Genomic DNA, 16,371 nt, shown 5'->3' on the forward strand with positions numbered 1-16,371 from the left:
ATTAGCCTATTCAAACCTTAATAAGAAAATTGATGCTATTTTAAATCGGGCGATTTTCGGTGTTTGGTTCCCTGTTCATAAGCATATGTAAGTCCAATTAAAACAGGCTCGTCATACATTCTACCCAGAAATTGGAGTCCCGCTGGTAGGTTTCCTCTTGTAAAACCCATGGGAACCGTAAAGGCTGGCTGTCCTGTGTGTGGACTAATAACCTGACTATTGTCTCCCTTATATTCTTCTTGATATTGATCAATAGGAGCTGGAGGGTGATTCCACGAAGGATAAACGATGGCGTCTAGTTGTAAAGAATCCATCATGTTTTCAATAGCTTCTCGAAATGCAACTCTTCGAATATCGGTATAGGCATCTAAACATGGTATTTCCGAATTTTCCCATCTATCAGTGTGGGCTGCATTACGAACTAATCTTTCTCTAGCAAAATCAGATGTACTTCCCACTTCAATAATATCTTCAATTGTTTTTAATGAATCATTTTTAACGTAATCGGATAAAAAAGTCTCGACATCATCGCGAAAAGTAGCACACCATTGATTTTGTTTTAAGTATTGAAAATCAGGCACGATAACCGAATCGATGACCGAAGCGCCTAAAGAGTCTAATTGCAGAAGTGCTTTGTTAAATAATTGATTTATTTCTGGATGTGGATTATCATCACTTAAGGTTCTCAGAACCCCTATTCTAGAACCGTTTAGGGCATCTTTTTTAAGAAATTGTGTATAATCTGCCGGTGTCTTTCCCTCTGAATATGTTGTTATTGGGTCTTTAGGGTCTATACCTGCAATAACTTCTAAAACTTTAGTTGCATCTTCAACAGTTCTGCACATGGGGCCGACCACATCATTCCTCAAATAAAGCGGAACAATTGCACTTCTACTTACTAATCCTAAAGTAGTTCTAAAACCTACCAGAGCATTATGAGATGATGGACCTCTGATTGAATTTCCAGTATCTGTGCCAAGACCTATTGTTCCAAAATTGGCGGCAATCGAAGCACCTGTACCACCACTGGATCCTGCAGGTACGTAGTTGGTATTATACGGATTTCTAGTGGTGCCGGCTGTTGAACTTTCGCTATGCATAGGGCTAAAAGCCCATTCTGCCATGTTAGATTTTGCTATGATTATTGCACCGGCTTCTACAAGTTTCTTGATAATAAATGCATCTTCTTCTGGAACATAGTTTTGTAGTGCCAGAGAACCTGCAGTAGTAGGTAGGTCTGTTGTATTAATATTATCTTTTACAATTAACGGTATACCATGTAAAGGGCGTAAAGTGCCAGTTCGTTTATATTCTTCATCAAGTTCTTTCGCTATTTCTAAAGCTCTGGGGTTAATTACCGTAATTGCGTTCAAAGAATTATCAAAATTTTCAATTCTTTCAAGATATGCATTTACCAACTGTTCACTGTTAAAGGTCTTATTCTTATAGGATTTATGAATATCTGAAATGGTTAGTTCTTCAATGTCTAGCTCTTTTTCATTTGTAGATTTTTTATCAGCGCATCCTAGAAAAATCATACTCATAATTAACAGATAGCAATTGAATTTGAAATTCATAATGAAGAAAGTTTTAAGATTTTACCAGTTCATATTTGAAAATGAAGGTTTTACTAAATTAATGAATATAGATGAGGTAGTGTGGCTGAGTTGCAATTGAAAAAATGTTTTTATCGAGTCGATATTATTAGGTATGTGTTTTAAAGCAAAACGCCGTGTAACATTCGTTAAACGGCGTTTTGTTGAATATATGTTAAAACTTAAATCTCAGAATAAAATCTGAATGTTTTAGTGTTAATCTATTATATCAAAACCACAATAAGGCACTAATACTTCAGGAATTTTAATTCCGTCTGCAGTTTGGTAGTTTTCAAGAATTCCCGCTAAAACACGAGGTAAAGCCAAAGAACTTCCGTTCAAGGTGTGTGCCAATTGGTTTTTACCATTCTCATCCTTAAAACGCAGTTTTAATCTGTTGGCTTGATAAGTCTCAAAATTTGAAACTGAACTTATTTCTAACCACCTATCCTGTGCTGTGGAGAATACTTCAAAATCAAAAGTAAGTGCGGCTGTGAAACCTAGATCACCACCACAAAGTCTTAAAATGCGGTAAGGTAGTTTTAACTCTCTAAGAATATTCTTTACGTGTTCAACCATACCATCTAAAGCTTCATATGATTTTGATGGATGTTCTACACGTACTATTTCAACTTTATCGAATTGATGAAGTCTATTTAAACCACGCACATGAGCTCCATAGCTACCAGCTTCTCTTCTAAAACACGGTGTGTAACCCGTATATGTAATAGGGAAATCACTTTCGTTGACGATTACATCTCTAAAAATATTCGTTACCGGAACCTCTGCAGTCGGTATTAAATAAAGATCATCTGCTGTTACATGGTACATTTGTCCTTCTTTGTCCGGTAATTGACCTGTACCATAACCTGAAAGTTCATTTACCAAATGCGGAACTTGAATTTCGGTATAACCTGCTTCAGTGTTTTTATCTAAGAAATAGGCAATTAAAGCACGTTGTAAACGAGCACCTTTTCCTTTGTAAACCGGGAATCCTGCGCCAGCAATCTTAACACCTAATTCAAAATCTATGATGTCATATTTCTTCGCCAGCTCCCAATGTGGTAGGGCGCCTTCAACCAATTTAGGTACTTCACCTTCATTGAATATCTCTTCATTGTCGTCTTCAGTAGAGCCTTTTTTTACAGAAGTATGTGGTGCATTCGGTAATTGGTAAAGAAGTGTTTGTAGCTCTTCTTCTACTGCATTTAAATCATTACCTAATTGTTTTGATTCTTCCTTTAGTTTTACCGTTTGTTCTTTTAAAGAATTAGCTTCTTGAGCTTTTCCAGTTTTGTACAATACACCGATCTCTTTGGAAATTTTATTCGATTCTGCCAAAATGTTGTCCAAACTTGTTTGGGCAGCACGTCGGTTTTCATCTAATTGAAGCACTTTTTCAATTAAGGGTCGTGCATCAATATTCCTTTTTCCAAGGGCTAGGATAATATCTTCTTGATTATCTCTAATGGTTTGTATTTGTAACATTATGGATGTATTGTATTTAAAAACAAATTTACATTAATCTAAAATTTCTAATGCCCACTTTTCAAGACTAAACATCGATTATTATGGTTTTTAATCAAATTGTTCTAAATCTATTAAGTTTTGCTAGATACAAGAACTTGTATTTAGAGATATATTATTTTTCAGGACTTCCTAAGTTTGAAGGTAGAATCCAATCGTGATGTTTTGTTCGGTACCATGTCTCTGCTGCAAGATCAGTTTTAGAATCTATGAAGGGTACATAAGGTTTGCGATTTATACTAATCTTCGACTTTTCTAGGTAAACTGCAACGTTTCTATCGTTTTGTTCGAATTCTTTTTTTAAATATTGGGCAAACTGCCATGCAAAATCCGGGTAGGCAAATATTTTGCGCTCTTGACCGCGAGATACATAATCTTTCGGTATAATAATGAACTCTTCTTTGGTGTCTTTATCGACTACTTTAAAGGTGCCTTTACCTTGTCTGCTACGTAGCATCATTCGCCAACTCATTCTATGTCCTTCTTCACTCCATAGTACATCGTCTTTTATAGCATGATGTCTTACAGGTAGTAATAACTGAATTATGAAATAAATACTTCCGCTAAATAACAGTACATTTTTGTAATTAGGCAACTTTGAATATGTGGTTGTAAATGCTGGTTTTGTTTTAAAAAATATTTTACGAATAGTTTCTGACTCAAAAAAGAAGACGCTGAAAGCAATTGATAAATAAGGGAATATGCCTATCTGAAATATGATAGAATTGAATAGATGAAAGAACAATGAAAGAAAGAATGCCGCTTTTCTAGTTGGTTTCCAGAGTAATGCTGGGACAATGAGCAAATCAAACAAAATACCAACAGACCCTATTATGGTATGTATCCAAGGTTCTTGTAAAATGTCGCCCACAAGCCAATAATTTCTTTTAGAATGCATCAGAACGGCTATGGTGCTAAAATCTAACCAATCTCCATACATTTTTGCTACAGATGCATATACATAAACTATAAATAATTGTAGTACAACTACCCATTTTACATAGGCATACATAGAGTTACATTCTAATTCAGGATGTAATCTAACGTCATACGATCGACTTCTTTCCGCAGGAAAAAAGCACATTAATAATGATATTAAAATGAGTAAATAGTAATGATTGTTATAAGCTGTTTTTTGCATTAAATACGTAGCAGTCCATAATACTGTAAAAGATATGATACTTGCTCTGTATTTGAAGCCCAAAGCAATACATAGTCCAAGTAATCCCATTAATCCAAAATAGAAATACATGCCATTACCTGGCAGTGGTTGTAGAAATTCAAAATCTATAAAAGGAAACTTATATTTTGGCGTGATCAGATTTCGCTTTACCCATCCCGTAGTAATAGCGCCAAAACACTCTAGGGAGACGAGTATGCCGAAAAATATTCGAAAAATAATTAACGGGCTATTATCTATACGTTGAAATAATAACCTGTTGAGCATAATTACTTTTTAATATAGTGTAGCGATTTTTCTTTGTCTTTGGCTAATTGATCTTTTAAAGCATCAATAGATTCAAATTTATGTTCATCTCTCAAGCGAACCAAAATATTTACTTGAATTTTTTGGTCATATAAATCGGCATCAAAATTGAAAAAATTGATTTCTATAGATTTCTCCGTACCATTTACGGTCGGGTTATAGCCAATATTCATCATACCATGTACTACCTCTCCATTTAAATTGCTATTTACGATATAAGCTCCATTTTTTGGTATTAGCTTGTAATCTTCAGCAATAGATAGGTTTGCCGTTGGGTAGCCTAGTTGCTTGCCAATGCCCTTACCTTTTGTAATTGTTCCCGTAAGCATATATTCATAGCCTAAATAGCTATTGGCGGTTTCAATATCGCCCTCTTCCAATGCTTTTCTGATTTTGGTAGAACTTACCGATACATCATCGATTTCTTGAGCGGGAATTTCTTCGACCGAAAAGTCATACGTGTTGCCAAAAGTGATCAAATCTGTGATGTTGGCATTTCTATTTCGCCCAAACCTATGATCATACCCGATAATTACCTTTTTAATATGTAAAGTATTTACAAGCATATCGCGCACGAACTCAATAGCCGTAAGACGAGAAAATTCTTTGGTGAAAGGATGAATAATTAGTACGTCTAGACCAAGTTTTTCTAAAATACTGATCTTTTCATCTATGGTGTTCAGCAGTTTTATATTCGCATCTTTCTGTAAAACCATTCTTGGATGTGGAAAAAACGTAAGAACCGAAGATTTTAGTTCGGTACTCTTGGCATGATTTATGATTTTATTAAGTATTTTAAGGTGACCTATATGCACACCATCAAAGGTGCCTATGGTAATGACCGTAGGATATTCTTCTTTATACTTAGAAATGTTGCGGACTGTAATCACCTATGATAGAAAATAAAAAGACTTATATTTGATTTTGAGTTAAAAGCCTCTTAATGATTGCAAAATTACGCCTAGTTTTTACAATTACCATAGTATTTCTTTCCTTTTCCGGTATGGCACAAACTGCTTATTGGAAAAGTACGGAATTAAACAATATGGCTAAGCAATTCACTAAAGAACAGTTAAGAGTAAATAAAGGAACAGCTTTTACCTTTAATCAGCAACAATTTTTACAAGCACTTTCAGAGAATAAAACTTCCAAGATTATTTATTTTCCACATGAAACGGGTAAGTTAATTCCGTTTTTAGTAGAAGATGCCCATCTCTTTTCTCAAGAATTAGCACTTAAATATCCATCTATAAAATCATATAAGGGTATCGCTTTGCACGATGCCACTACTCAAATTCGTTTTAGTGTTTCACCCAAAGGTATTCAAAGTACCATGAGTACTTCTGGTGAAAACGGAGCATTGTTTATGCAGAAATCTGCTGACGACACCTATGTATTATATCGAAGAACAGAGCAAGATGAGCGTGATATCGACTTCGTTTGTAAAACAATGCCAGAGGTCAAAGAATATTCGCAAAACCTTACTGCCAAGTTAGTTGATGACCAAACACTAAGAAAATTTAGAGTAGCCATTTCTGCTTCAGGTGAATATACAGAATTTCATGGAGGAACAAAGGCAGATGCTCTTGCCGCCATTAACGCTACGCTAACAAGAATTAATGCAGTTTTTGAACGTGATTTGGCAATAACTTTAGAATTGATAGCCAACACTGATCTTGTTATATATACAAACCCCGAAACGGATCCTTATACCGGTAGTTTAAGTTCTCAGGTTCAAAATACGCTAACCAGTGTTATTGGTGAGTCTAATTACGATATAGGGCATCTTTTTAATCAGCAGGATAATACGTTAGACGGTAATTCGGGTTTTATAGGCGCTGTTTGTACAGATAGTAGAAAGGGTAGTGGTTATACTACATTGTCTTCGCCGGTAGGTGATGCTTTCGATATTGATTTGGTCGCTCATGAAATGGGACATCAGTTTGGTGCGAATCATTCATTTTCACATATTTCAGAAGGTACAACGGTACAGGTTGAGCCGGCTAGTGGTACAACCATTATGGGGTATGCAGGCATAACAGGTGTCAATAACGTTGCTTCTAATAGTGATGATTACTTTCATTATGTAAGCATAGTTCAAATACGAGATTATCTAGAAACTGTTTCGTGTGGGGTAACAGAGGTACTTGCAAATAACCCGCCTACTATTACACCTTTATCAGATTATGTGATACCAAAAGGAACTCCTTTTGTTCTTACGGGTGAGGCAACTGATGTTGATGTGGCGAATGTGCTTAGTTATTCTTGGGAGCAGATTGATAACGGAATAGTAACACAGTCTACATTTGGTCCTGATAACCCAGCAGGAGCAAATTTTAGATCATTACCACCGACATTAACACCAGAAAGATATTTTCCCAATTTAAATAGAATTTTAGTCGGAGAGCTAACTCAGACGGTGCCAACTTCTGGTTCTGCATGGGAAACCCTTTCTAATGTTGGGCGTGAGATGAATTTTTCATTGACTGTACGAGATAATGCCCTAAATGGCGGGCAATCAGATTCAGATGAGATGACAGTTTCGGTAATTAATGAAGCCGGACCGTTTTTGATTAATTCTCAAAGTACTGAAGAGTCTTTTGAGGCTGGATCAGTGCAAACTATTTCTTGGGATGTTGCCAATACCAATGTTTTACCTGTAAATGCAGCGACCGTTTCTATATACTTATCTACTGATCGAGGTATGACTTTTCCAATTTTATTGGCAGAAAATACCTTGAACGATGGTAGTCAGACTTTAATTATACCAAATATAACTACGAGTACAGGACGTTTTATGATTAAAGCAGATGACAATATTTTCTTTGCTGTCAATGATGCAACCTTTTCAATTACTCCTTCAGAAATCGTACTAAATTTTGACGAAGTCATTTACGACATTTGTAAACCAGATGACTTAAGTGTTGATTTTACCTATGAAACCGATTTAGGTTTTGATGAAGAAAGTGCATTTAGTGTACTTGATTTGCCAATAGGTATGACAGCTACATTTACACCGGCATTTGCAGATGCTGATAATACTTTGGTTACGGTTGATTTTGAAGGAATTTCTACAGTAGACCCCGGTATTTACCCTGTTCGAGTTTTAGCTACGGCAGATACGGTTACAAAAGAAATTACACTACAGTTAAGAATTTTTGACGATAATTTTGAAGAGGTAGTTCTAATTTTACCTGTAGATAATTTTGAGAATGCATCGACCGATGTGTTGTTAGAATGGGGAACATCGGTCGGTAATACGCAATATGATGTTGAAATTGCAGAAGACAATACTTTTACGAATATTATAGAATCTAGTAGGGTAAATAGTAGTTCGTACTCACCTACACTTTTAGATAATAATAGCACTTATTTTTGGAGGGTAAAACCACGAAATGATTGTGGAGAGGGAATTTTTAGTCCGGCCTTTAGTTTTTCTACTGTTCAGTTTAATTGCGCTAATAAAAGTGCTACAGGTATGCCAATAGCTATATCTAGTAGTGGAACACCTGTAATTACATCTAAGATTGTGTTTTTTGAAGATTTACCGGTAGCCGATATTAATGTGCAGTTAGATATTGAACATACCTTTTTGGCCGATTTGGTCATTACCCTAACATCGCCTGCGGGAACTACGGTAACATTGGTTTCTAATTCTTGCGGAGATTCACGAGATATCACTGCTACTTTTGATGATGATAGTCCGGTTTTTACTTGTTCGGTAAGCCCTGGTATTAGCGGTTCGGTAAAACCTTTAGGAAGTTTAAGTTCATTTAATGGAGAGTCGATACTTGGTGAGTGGACTTTAGAAATAAAAGATAACGCTCCTTCAGATGGTGGTAGCTTAAATTCTTTTGTTCTTGAAGCATGTGTAGAGGGAGATTTTAGACCAGATGCCGATAATGACGGCGTGTTCGATGATGGTGATGATTTATGTTTAGGTACGCCAGCTGGTCAAGAAGTAGATGCTTCTGGTTGTGCTATCTATCGTTTTCCTGTAGAAAACTTTATTGTTAGTCTGGAAAGTGAAACCTGTAGCGATAATAATGATGGGTCGTTGTCCATTGTGCCGAAGTTGGCGCTAGACTATGAAGTGGTAGTTTCTGGTAATGGATTAAATCTAACTCAGAATTTTTCGAATGCCTTTAATTTGGCAAATTTAAGTTCAGGTACCTATTCACTTTGCCTAACAGGTACAGATGGTGTAATCGCCTACCAAGAGTATTGTGTTGAGGTGCAGATTACCGAACCGTCACCGCTAAATGTAACTTCAAAAATTGCAATAGATGGCTCTCAAGTAACACTTGAAATGAATGGGTCGTCATTTTATACTATAGAATTGAACGGAGTGGCAACACAGACAGCAGAATCTACAGTAGTGCTAGATTTAGATAAAGGATTGAATTCATTAAAGGTTTTTACAGATATACCTTGTCAAGGTGTTTATGAAGAGCAGATTGGTTTTTATGTGCAGCCCATTGTATATCAAAATCCTGTAAAAGAAATTGTTCAAGTCTATTTAGGCGCAACACAAGAAAAGGTTGCCGTAAGTGTTTTTAGTGCCGATGGTAGATATGTTTTTGGTATTTCTATTCTACCCATAAACGGAATCATAAGTTTAGATTTGAGTTCGCTGTCTACTGGTATTTATTACTTAAAGTATAAGGGTAGAACAATAAATGGAACTTCTAAAGTAATTAAAGAATGATGCGCTTTTTAGTACTTGTTACGTGTTTGTTTATGGCTGTTACCAGTTGTAAAAAGAAAAGTGCTGCAAACCCGCCCGAGGCAGTACTGTTGGTTTTTCCAGAAGAAAATTCTGAATGTACCACGGGTGTCGATATAGGCGAAGAGACGAGTAGAGTAGAGTTTAGATGGAATTTAGCGGATAATACGGAATCTTATGAATTAAGAGTGACAAACATTGCAACTGGTACAGTACAGACTATTGTTTCATCAACGAATTCTGCACAATTACCTCTGGCAAAAGGCGAACAGTTTTCTTGGTTTGTTCGATCCAGAAATAGTGAAGTAGAGCAAACGGTATCAAGCACAGAGTGGTATTTTTATAATTCAGGTTCTAGAACAACATTTGCACCTTTTCCTGCAACTATAATAAATCCAGCTTCTTCAGATAATGTTTTTAAAGATATAAATAACGAAGTTGAACTGTCATGGTCTGCATCTGATCTAGATAATGATGTCGCTAGTTATGAAGTGTATTTCTCTGTAGAAACACCACCTATAAATTTAATTAGAGAATTATCTTCGGCCGTAACAAGTATAAAAGTTTCGGTTACATCTGATACGGTGTATTATTGGAAGATTATCGTTATTGATGAAGAAGGGAATAAATCAGATACAGGGGTTTACAGTTTTAAAGTACTTTAAGAATTATTGAATTGATTCATTGTTCTGGCAATACCGGCTAGTACAAATGAATTAATAATCTCGGTTGATTTTTTTAATCGCTCTGGCATCAGTGCTTTTTCTTCTTCGTTCCAGTTTCCTAATACATATTCAACCTGTCTGCCTTTGCCGAAGTCAGCCCCTACTCCAAATCTATACCTGTTGTATAATATTGTCTGTAGAAACAGTTCTATATCTTTTAATCCGTTATGACCGCCATTACTGCCTTTTGTTTTAATGCGAATAGTACCGAAGGGCAGGTTAATGTCATCTGTAATTACAAGAATGTTACTTTGAGGAATTTTTTCTTTATCCATCCAATACTTTAAGGCTTTACCACTGCGGTTCATATAGGTAGATGGTTTAAGGCAGATAATTGTTCTACCTTTTATTTTATAGGATCCTATATCACCAAGTTTAGCGGTTTCAAAAGTAAAGTCATTTACTTTGGCTACTTCATCTAGTATTTTGAAACCAATGTTGTGGCGGGTTTCTGCATATTCCTCTCCTATATTGCCAAGGCCAACGATTAAAAATTTCTTCATAGGGTCTTTCTCTTCTGTAATTAAGTTCTGTTTTATAAAAAGAGATTTTAAAAACTTGAACATTGGTAGTTTAATTTAAGGCGTAAAAATACAAAAGCATCCTGATACAAGTACCAGGATGCTTTAATGTATAGTTTAGACTGTAAAGACTACTCTTGAGCAGCTTCTTCAGATGCACCTTCTGCACCTTCAGCTCCTTCTTCTCCTTCTTCATCTTCGTCATCAGTAACCACAGCAGTACGAGCAGTTTTAACCTGTACTACAACTTGGCTTTCTGGGTGTAAGATGGTAAAATCTTCATTCATTAACGTCGCTACAGAAATGTTTTGACCGATTTTCAATTTAGAAATATCGATGTTAAAGAAATCTGGTAATTTACTTGGTAATGCTTTGATTGAAAGTTTACGTTTTCTGAACAATAAACGTCCACCGTTACGTACACCTGGTGAATTTCCTTCTAATGATACAGGAATATCCATAGTAACCATTTTATCATCGAATAATTGATAAAAATCAATATGGATGATTGCATCTGTTACTGGGTGAAACTGAATATCTTGCATGATTGCTTTAACAGAAGCTCCGCCATCCAATTCAATTGCAACTGTGTGTGCATTTGGAGTGTAAACCAAGTCTCTGAACGCTAGTTCATCTGCTGAAAAGTGTAATGGTTTATCCCCTCCGTATACTACGCAAGGAACCTTTCCAGCATTACGTAAGGCTTTGGTTGCTTTTTTGCCCACGCTTTCTCTTTCTGATCCTTTAATTGTAATTGACTTCATTATATGTATTAAAAATTAATATTCTTGTTTTGGCTTCTAACTTACATTAAGAACTTAGAAGATATAGAGTTATTGTTATGTACTTTGTCCATTACTTCTGCAAATAGATTAGCACAACTTAATACTCTTACTTTATCACTCTTGATTTCTATTGGAATAGAATCGGTAATGATCAATTCCGTTAATTTCGAGTTTTCAATTTTTTCGTATGCATCACCTGATAATAAACCGTGGGTGGTAATAGCTCTAACACTAAGTGCACCACGCTCCATCATTAAATCAGCTGCTTTGGTCAATGTGCCTGCAGTATCTACCATATCATCTACAAGAACTACGTTTTTACCTTGAACATCACCAATCAACTCCATATGTGAAATTATATTGGCTTTCGCTCTTTGTTTGTAACAAACAACTACATCACTATCTAGTGCTTTAGAATATGCGTAGGCTCTTTTCGAACCGCCCATATCTGGAGATGCAATAGTAAGATTTTTTAAACCTAAGTTCTTTAGGTATGGTAAAAACAACGTAGATGCAAAAAGATGATCAACTGGTTTTTCAAAGAATCCTTGTATCTGATCGGCATGCAGATCCATTGTAATGATTCTAGTAGCACCTGCCGTTTCTAGCATTTTAGCAACTAGTTTTGCTGCAATCGGTACTCTAGGTTTGTCTTTTCTATCTTGTCTTGCCCAACCAAAATATGGCATAACCGCTGTAATATGACGTGCAGAAGCTCTTTTTGCAGCGTCTATCATCAACAACATTTCCATTAAATTTTCAGGTCCTGGGTGTGTCGAACCTATGATGAAAATTCGTGTTCCACGAATAGACTCTTCAAAAGAAGGTTGAAATTCCCCATCACTATAACGAGAAAAAGATATTTTACCCAATTCCGTTCCGTAGGCCTTAGCGATTTTTTCGCCTAAGATTTTACTTTGTGTACAAGCAAATATTTTCGGTTGTGGAACTTGGTATGGCATGTCTTTCTTATTGTTTTCCAAACAGTTGCTTCAATAAATTATTGAGGTCTTTGTTTTTAAGGAGGTGCAAATTTAAAAATTAAATTCGGTTGCTAATGCATAAAACTGGATATTTTTGGTGTTGGAAAGAAAATAATTATTTAGTTTTGCAGTCCTGTTTTACAGGATGCCGTTTCTTAACGGTAAAATATGCTCGAGTGGCGGAACTGGTAGACGCGCTGGATTCAAAATCCAAATTTGAAAGAGCGTAAAATATTAAGCCGAAGTGGTGGAATTGGTAGACACGATGGATTCAAAATCCATTGCTCACAAGGCGTGCGGGTTCGATTCCCGCCTTCGGTACGAAAAAAGCTGAGATGAAAATCTCGGCTTTTTTTATGCCCAGGTACAACATAGGTACAACATTTTGTCTTTTTTCAGAACCAAATTGGCTTTAGTGCTATATCCTTTTATTTGATGGCAAATCCTATTTTCTATACTGAAGATTAATAAAATTTGTCTTCTCTCAACTTTTTTGCTTCGTTAGAGAGAGTTTTTTATCATACAATATCACCGCAAGGTAAACTCGTAAAATACTTCCATCAAAAGACTACGGCATAAAGCCAACGCTTCTTCCCCTACTCATTTATTCCGTTTCCTTTTGAGTGAAGATTTTATCTTCCGTTTGGCTTCTGCTCAAATATTGTTTAATCAAAAATTTGAGTATTATGACAACAAAAGCGAGTACCACAAAGAAGCACAGTACAACTAAAGTAGCTGCGAAAAAAGAAGTAAACGGAAAGAAATCATCCGTACTTCAAATTCAGAACTTACCATTGGGCAAAATCAAGCCTGACCCAGAACAACCAAGAAAGACGTTTAACGAAGACGCATTACAGCAGCTTTCTGACAGTATCGAAAAGCACGGTGTGTTGCAACCAATCACGGTAAGACAACTAAATGGGCATTACGTCATCGTGATGGGCGAACGAAGATATCGTGCAAGTAAATTAACAGGAAAGAAAACGATACCCTGTATAGTGAGGACTTATGAGAACAATGATGTGCTTGAAGTTCAGATTATCGAGAATCTGCAAAGACAGGATATCGAACCGACCGAAGAAGCTGAGGCGATTGCTTACCTAAGCGAGAAATATTCGCCAAGAGAAATAGCAAAGCGGTTGGGTAGAACGGATAACTTCATCAGACAGCGACTTAAATTGGCTGGATTGATTGATGGTTTCAAGCAATTTGTACGCAATGGCGAAATGACCATATCATTGGGTGTCGGTGTAGCACTCTTTGAACCTGAAGAACAGCTAATGATGCTGGAAACGATGGGCGAGGATTTTAATGCGCACCAGATAAACAGGATGATTAAAGACCAGACCTATGATTTGGAAAAAGCATCTTTTGATGTTAGCGATAAAAAATTAGTTCCGAAAGCTGGGTCTTGTGTAGAATGTCCGTTCAATGCAGCTAATCAAGGCAATCTGTTCGGCGATGGTAAAATGATCTGTACAAAAGCAGCCTGTTTTGAAACTAAGAAAAGTAAATCGTTCTTAAACCTGATTGAAAAGTCCAAGAAAGAGAATATCTTTTTAATCCCTGAAATACGACAGTATTGGGCAGATGACGAAAACAATCAGCTCATAATATCACAATTAGAAAAGAAGGGATTGAAAGTTTATCTACTGGATGATGTTGAAATTATAGAGCATCCGATTGAGCCAACAATCCAGGATATTAAGATAGAATATCAACACTATGATTATTCTGAAGAACAATTGAAAGCTGAACTTGAAGAAGCAAAACAGGACTATGATGAAGAATTTGTGAAATATAATTCAGCGAAAGAAAATGGATTTGTCAATGGCATTTTGTTCCATCCTGAAACGTACAGGAATAAAGAAGTCTTCATAAAAATTGTTGAAAAAACAAAAGATGAATCAACAGATTATTCGGCACCATTGGCCAACAGAAAAATGGCAGATTGTACGCCTGAAGAACAAATCATTAAAATCAACGAAAGAGAAATCCGCAAGAATCAAATAGAAAACAACAACCAGTTTGAAGAAGTTGTGCAGATGATTCGTGAAACAAAATACATTAATACGAAGAAGACACTTTCAATGGATGAAATGGTCGCATTCTCGATATCGCTCTTTGAAAATAATGTGGACTATATGAGTCAACAAAAGTATTTTTCAAAGTTCTTGGGCGACACTTCAAAGATGACTAAAGTTGAAATGGTCGAAAATTTCAAGAAGAAGTTCAAAAAGGAAATCTTTCACAAGTTGATACGCTATATGCTCACAAAGCAAGTGCATTTTGGCGAAAGCAATCACGTCAATAATCTGACGAACATTTCATTCTACAACGCAATGCAAGGATACTACAAATCTAAGATTGCCAGCATTGAAAAAGAATATGCCGATAAACGAAGCAAGCGTGAAGCACGTTTGAAAGAGCGCATCACAGTTCTTGAAAAGCAAATTCAGGAACTCAACGAGTAGCTTTTGTTGTTTGAAGAAGGGTCGGCATTCGTGCTGGCCCTTTTTCTTTTTTATGATAGTGTTTTAAAAGTATTTACAAGGAAGGGGTTATCAATCAATAGTTAGCGCAAAGGTAAACTCGTAAAATACACCCATCAAAAGACTACGGCATAAAGCCAACGCAACATCCTACGCTTATTTATTCCGTTTCCTTTTGAGCTGAGATTTTAGCTTCCGTTTGGGTACTGCTCAAATATTGTTTAATCAAAATATATCATTATGAAACGAGCATCTAAAAAACCTAAAATTTCGCTACAAGAGGCTGAAAAGCATTATCAGTCGAGTAGTGAAAATTATGACATTGATAGTGGCGAAAGTCACTTGGATTATTACAGGGATAAGCATCCCAACTATTACCGAGTATTATCAGAAAATGTTTAATCTAAATTCAAAAGCTATGTATTTACAAAATTTGCAACAGGATGAAATTTTCGTACCATCAGAAATGAAATCCTTAAAAAGTCTGACACAGATGGAATCCCGAAGAGGGCTTGAAAATGCCATTATCTCTAATGGCAAAATCGTCAATGTGGTCTCGAACAGCTATGGCCATATTCCAAACCAACTTTTCTTCAAGAAAGCTGAAGAAATGCTGACCGATGCACAGCTGAATTTCCGCAAACGCACCATCAATAAAAACGATAGGTCGTTCATTACTGACTTAATTATCGACGACAAAAGCCAGTTTACAGTCAAGAACCATAAGGATTTGATACTGCCGATGCTTCGGTTCAAAAACTCGTATGACGGTAGTGAAAAGACCTCTGGACACTTCGGGTTTTATCGAGAGGTTTGTTCAAACGGACTACACGTTTCACAGGCTGAAATAGAGTTTTCCATTAAGCATAGTAGGAATAATACACATCTTATAATGCCGAGACTGAACAACCTATTCGACAAGTTTCTGGACAATGAGTTCTACACCATTACCAAGAAATTTGATAAGATGAAAGAGTTTAAAATCATCGATACACAGGAATTTGTAAAAGCCATACTTGACAAAACGAAACTATTTCGGTATGAATGTAGCGACAAGAACAGCGACCCTTCGAAAAAATCTCGTGAAGTCCTGGAAATTCTGAATTATGAAGCATTGTTGCTAAACGAGGAACCTAATTTGTGGTTAGGTTATAATGCCTTCAATGCAGTTTTGCACAACACGCTGAAGAAAAGCTTTGGCCAACAAGAACGATTGGACAAGAAATTGTTTGATGAAGTTTACGAAATGTCCTAAAGCCAAAAGGTTCATCCAGTACCTTAAACTGGATTTTTTTGTGCTTGTCATTTTAAGGTTTTATAGTAGTACCGTTCAGCACATTCCCCTACATTTCGCGAAAAGCTTCATTCCGGGAAAAGCGCTTTCCTATAATAATCTTGGACACAACTTCAAAGCTTCCGTTTTCCATTCCACTTGCCCGTTCATTCCCGAGAAATATCGGGAAACGGTCAAACTGCATTCCAGCCTACACCTTCAAAGTTAAGTCCGCTTTAAATCCTGAATAATGAGAAT

General features: G+C 36.2%; 12 protein-coding genes and 1 tRNA gene. 6 read left to right on the forward strand and 7 right to left on the reverse strand.

The features are described 5' to 3' along the window. Window positions 1–35: 35 nt before the first annotated feature. The 4 genes from DFQ03_RS03375 to DFQ03_RS03390 form a co-directional block, all read right to left on the reverse strand. Complete coding sequence (locus DFQ03_RS03375; RefSeq protein WP_133671612.1) at window positions 36–1,577, reverse strand: amidase; 1,542 nt, start codon at window positions 1,575–1,577, stop codon at window positions 36–38. Between the two features lie 234 nt (window positions 1,578–1,811). Then, window positions 1,812–3,083, reverse strand: a complete 1,272-nt coding sequence (gene serS / locus DFQ03_RS03380) for a serine--tRNA ligase (RefSeq protein WP_133671613.1) — start codon at window positions 3,081–3,083, stop codon at window positions 1,812–1,814. 154 nt (window positions 3,084–3,237) lie between these two features. Next, window positions 3,238–4,569 carry an HTTM domain-containing protein gene (locus DFQ03_RS03385; RefSeq protein ID WP_133671614.1) on the reverse strand — a complete coding sequence of 444 codons (1,332 nt, stop codon included), beginning with the start codon at window positions 4,567–4,569 and terminating at the stop codon, window positions 3,238–3,240. 2 nt (window positions 4,570–4,571) lie between these two features. Further along, complete coding sequence (locus DFQ03_RS03390) at window positions 4,572–5,498, reverse strand: bifunctional riboflavin kinase/FAD synthetase (protein ID WP_133671615.1); 927 nt, start codon at window positions 5,496–5,498, stop codon at window positions 4,572–4,574. Window positions 5,499–5,551: 53 nt separating this feature from the next. Here DFQ03_RS03390 and DFQ03_RS03395 point away from each other — a divergent pair, with 53 nt between their 5' ends. Both DFQ03_RS03395 and DFQ03_RS03400 read left to right on the forward strand, forming a co-directional pair. Next, window positions 5,552–9,316, forward strand: coding sequence for a zinc-dependent metalloprotease (locus DFQ03_RS03395; RefSeq protein WP_133671616.1), 3,765 nt, complete (start codon window positions 5,552–5,554; stop codon window positions 9,314–9,316). Next, window positions 9,313–9,999 carry a hypothetical protein gene (locus DFQ03_RS03400; RefSeq protein WP_243834407.1) on the forward strand — a complete coding sequence of 229 codons (687 nt, stop codon included), beginning with the start codon at window positions 9,313–9,315 and terminating at the stop codon, window positions 9,997–9,999. Before DFQ03_RS03395 ends, DFQ03_RS03400 begins: the two co-directional genes overlap by 4 nt. Here DFQ03_RS03400 and pth read toward each other — a convergent pair. From pth to DFQ03_RS03415, 3 genes are all read right to left on the reverse strand, one after another. Next, complete coding sequence (gene pth, locus DFQ03_RS03405; RefSeq protein ID WP_133671617.1) at window positions 9,996–10,625, reverse strand: aminoacyl-tRNA hydrolase; 630 nt, start codon at window positions 10,623–10,625, stop codon at window positions 9,996–9,998. The two genes, DFQ03_RS03400 and pth, sit on opposite strands and share 4 nt — an antisense overlap. Before the next feature lie 86 nt (window positions 10,626–10,711). Then, window positions 10,712–11,344, reverse strand: a complete 633-nt coding sequence (locus tag DFQ03_RS03410) for a 50S ribosomal protein L25/general stress protein Ctc (protein ID WP_133671618.1) — start codon at window positions 11,342–11,344, stop codon at window positions 10,712–10,714. A 41-nt stretch (window positions 11,345–11,385) separates the two neighbouring features. Beyond that, window positions 11,386–12,327, reverse strand: a complete 942-nt coding sequence (locus DFQ03_RS03415; RefSeq protein ID WP_133671619.1) for a ribose-phosphate pyrophosphokinase — start codon at window positions 12,325–12,327, stop codon at window positions 11,386–11,388. A 259-nt stretch (window positions 12,328–12,586) separates the two neighbouring features. On the opposite strand from DFQ03_RS03415, the gene DFQ03_RS03420 reads away from it, so the two are divergent. The 4 genes from DFQ03_RS03420 (at window position 12,587) to DFQ03_RS03430 (ending at window position 16,095) form a co-directional block, all read left to right on the forward strand. Further along, window positions 12,587–12,669 (forward strand) — tRNA-Leu (locus tag DFQ03_RS03420). Between the two features lie 365 nt (window positions 12,670–13,034). After that, window positions 13,035–14,822, forward strand: coding sequence for a ParB/RepB/Spo0J family partition protein (locus DFQ03_RS03425; RefSeq protein WP_133671620.1), 1,788 nt, complete (start codon window positions 13,035–13,037; stop codon window positions 14,820–14,822). A gap of 258 nt (window positions 14,823–15,080) precedes the next feature. Continuing rightward, window positions 15,081–15,242, forward strand: coding sequence for a hypothetical protein (locus tag DFQ03_RS18745; RefSeq protein WP_166637427.1), 162 nt, complete (start codon window positions 15,081–15,083; stop codon window positions 15,240–15,242). Window positions 15,243–15,258: 16 nt separating this feature from the next. Then, entirely contained in the window at window positions 15,259–16,095 is an 837-nt protein-coding gene (locus DFQ03_RS03430) for a DUF932 domain-containing protein (protein ID WP_133671621.1), read from the forward strand. Window positions 16,096–16,371 lie beyond the last annotated feature (276 nt).

This window comes from Maribacter caenipelagi (genome assembly GCF_004364175.1).
Classification (GTDB): Bacteria; Bacteroidota; Bacteroidia; order Flavobacteriales; family Flavobacteriaceae; genus Maribacter; species Maribacter caenipelagi.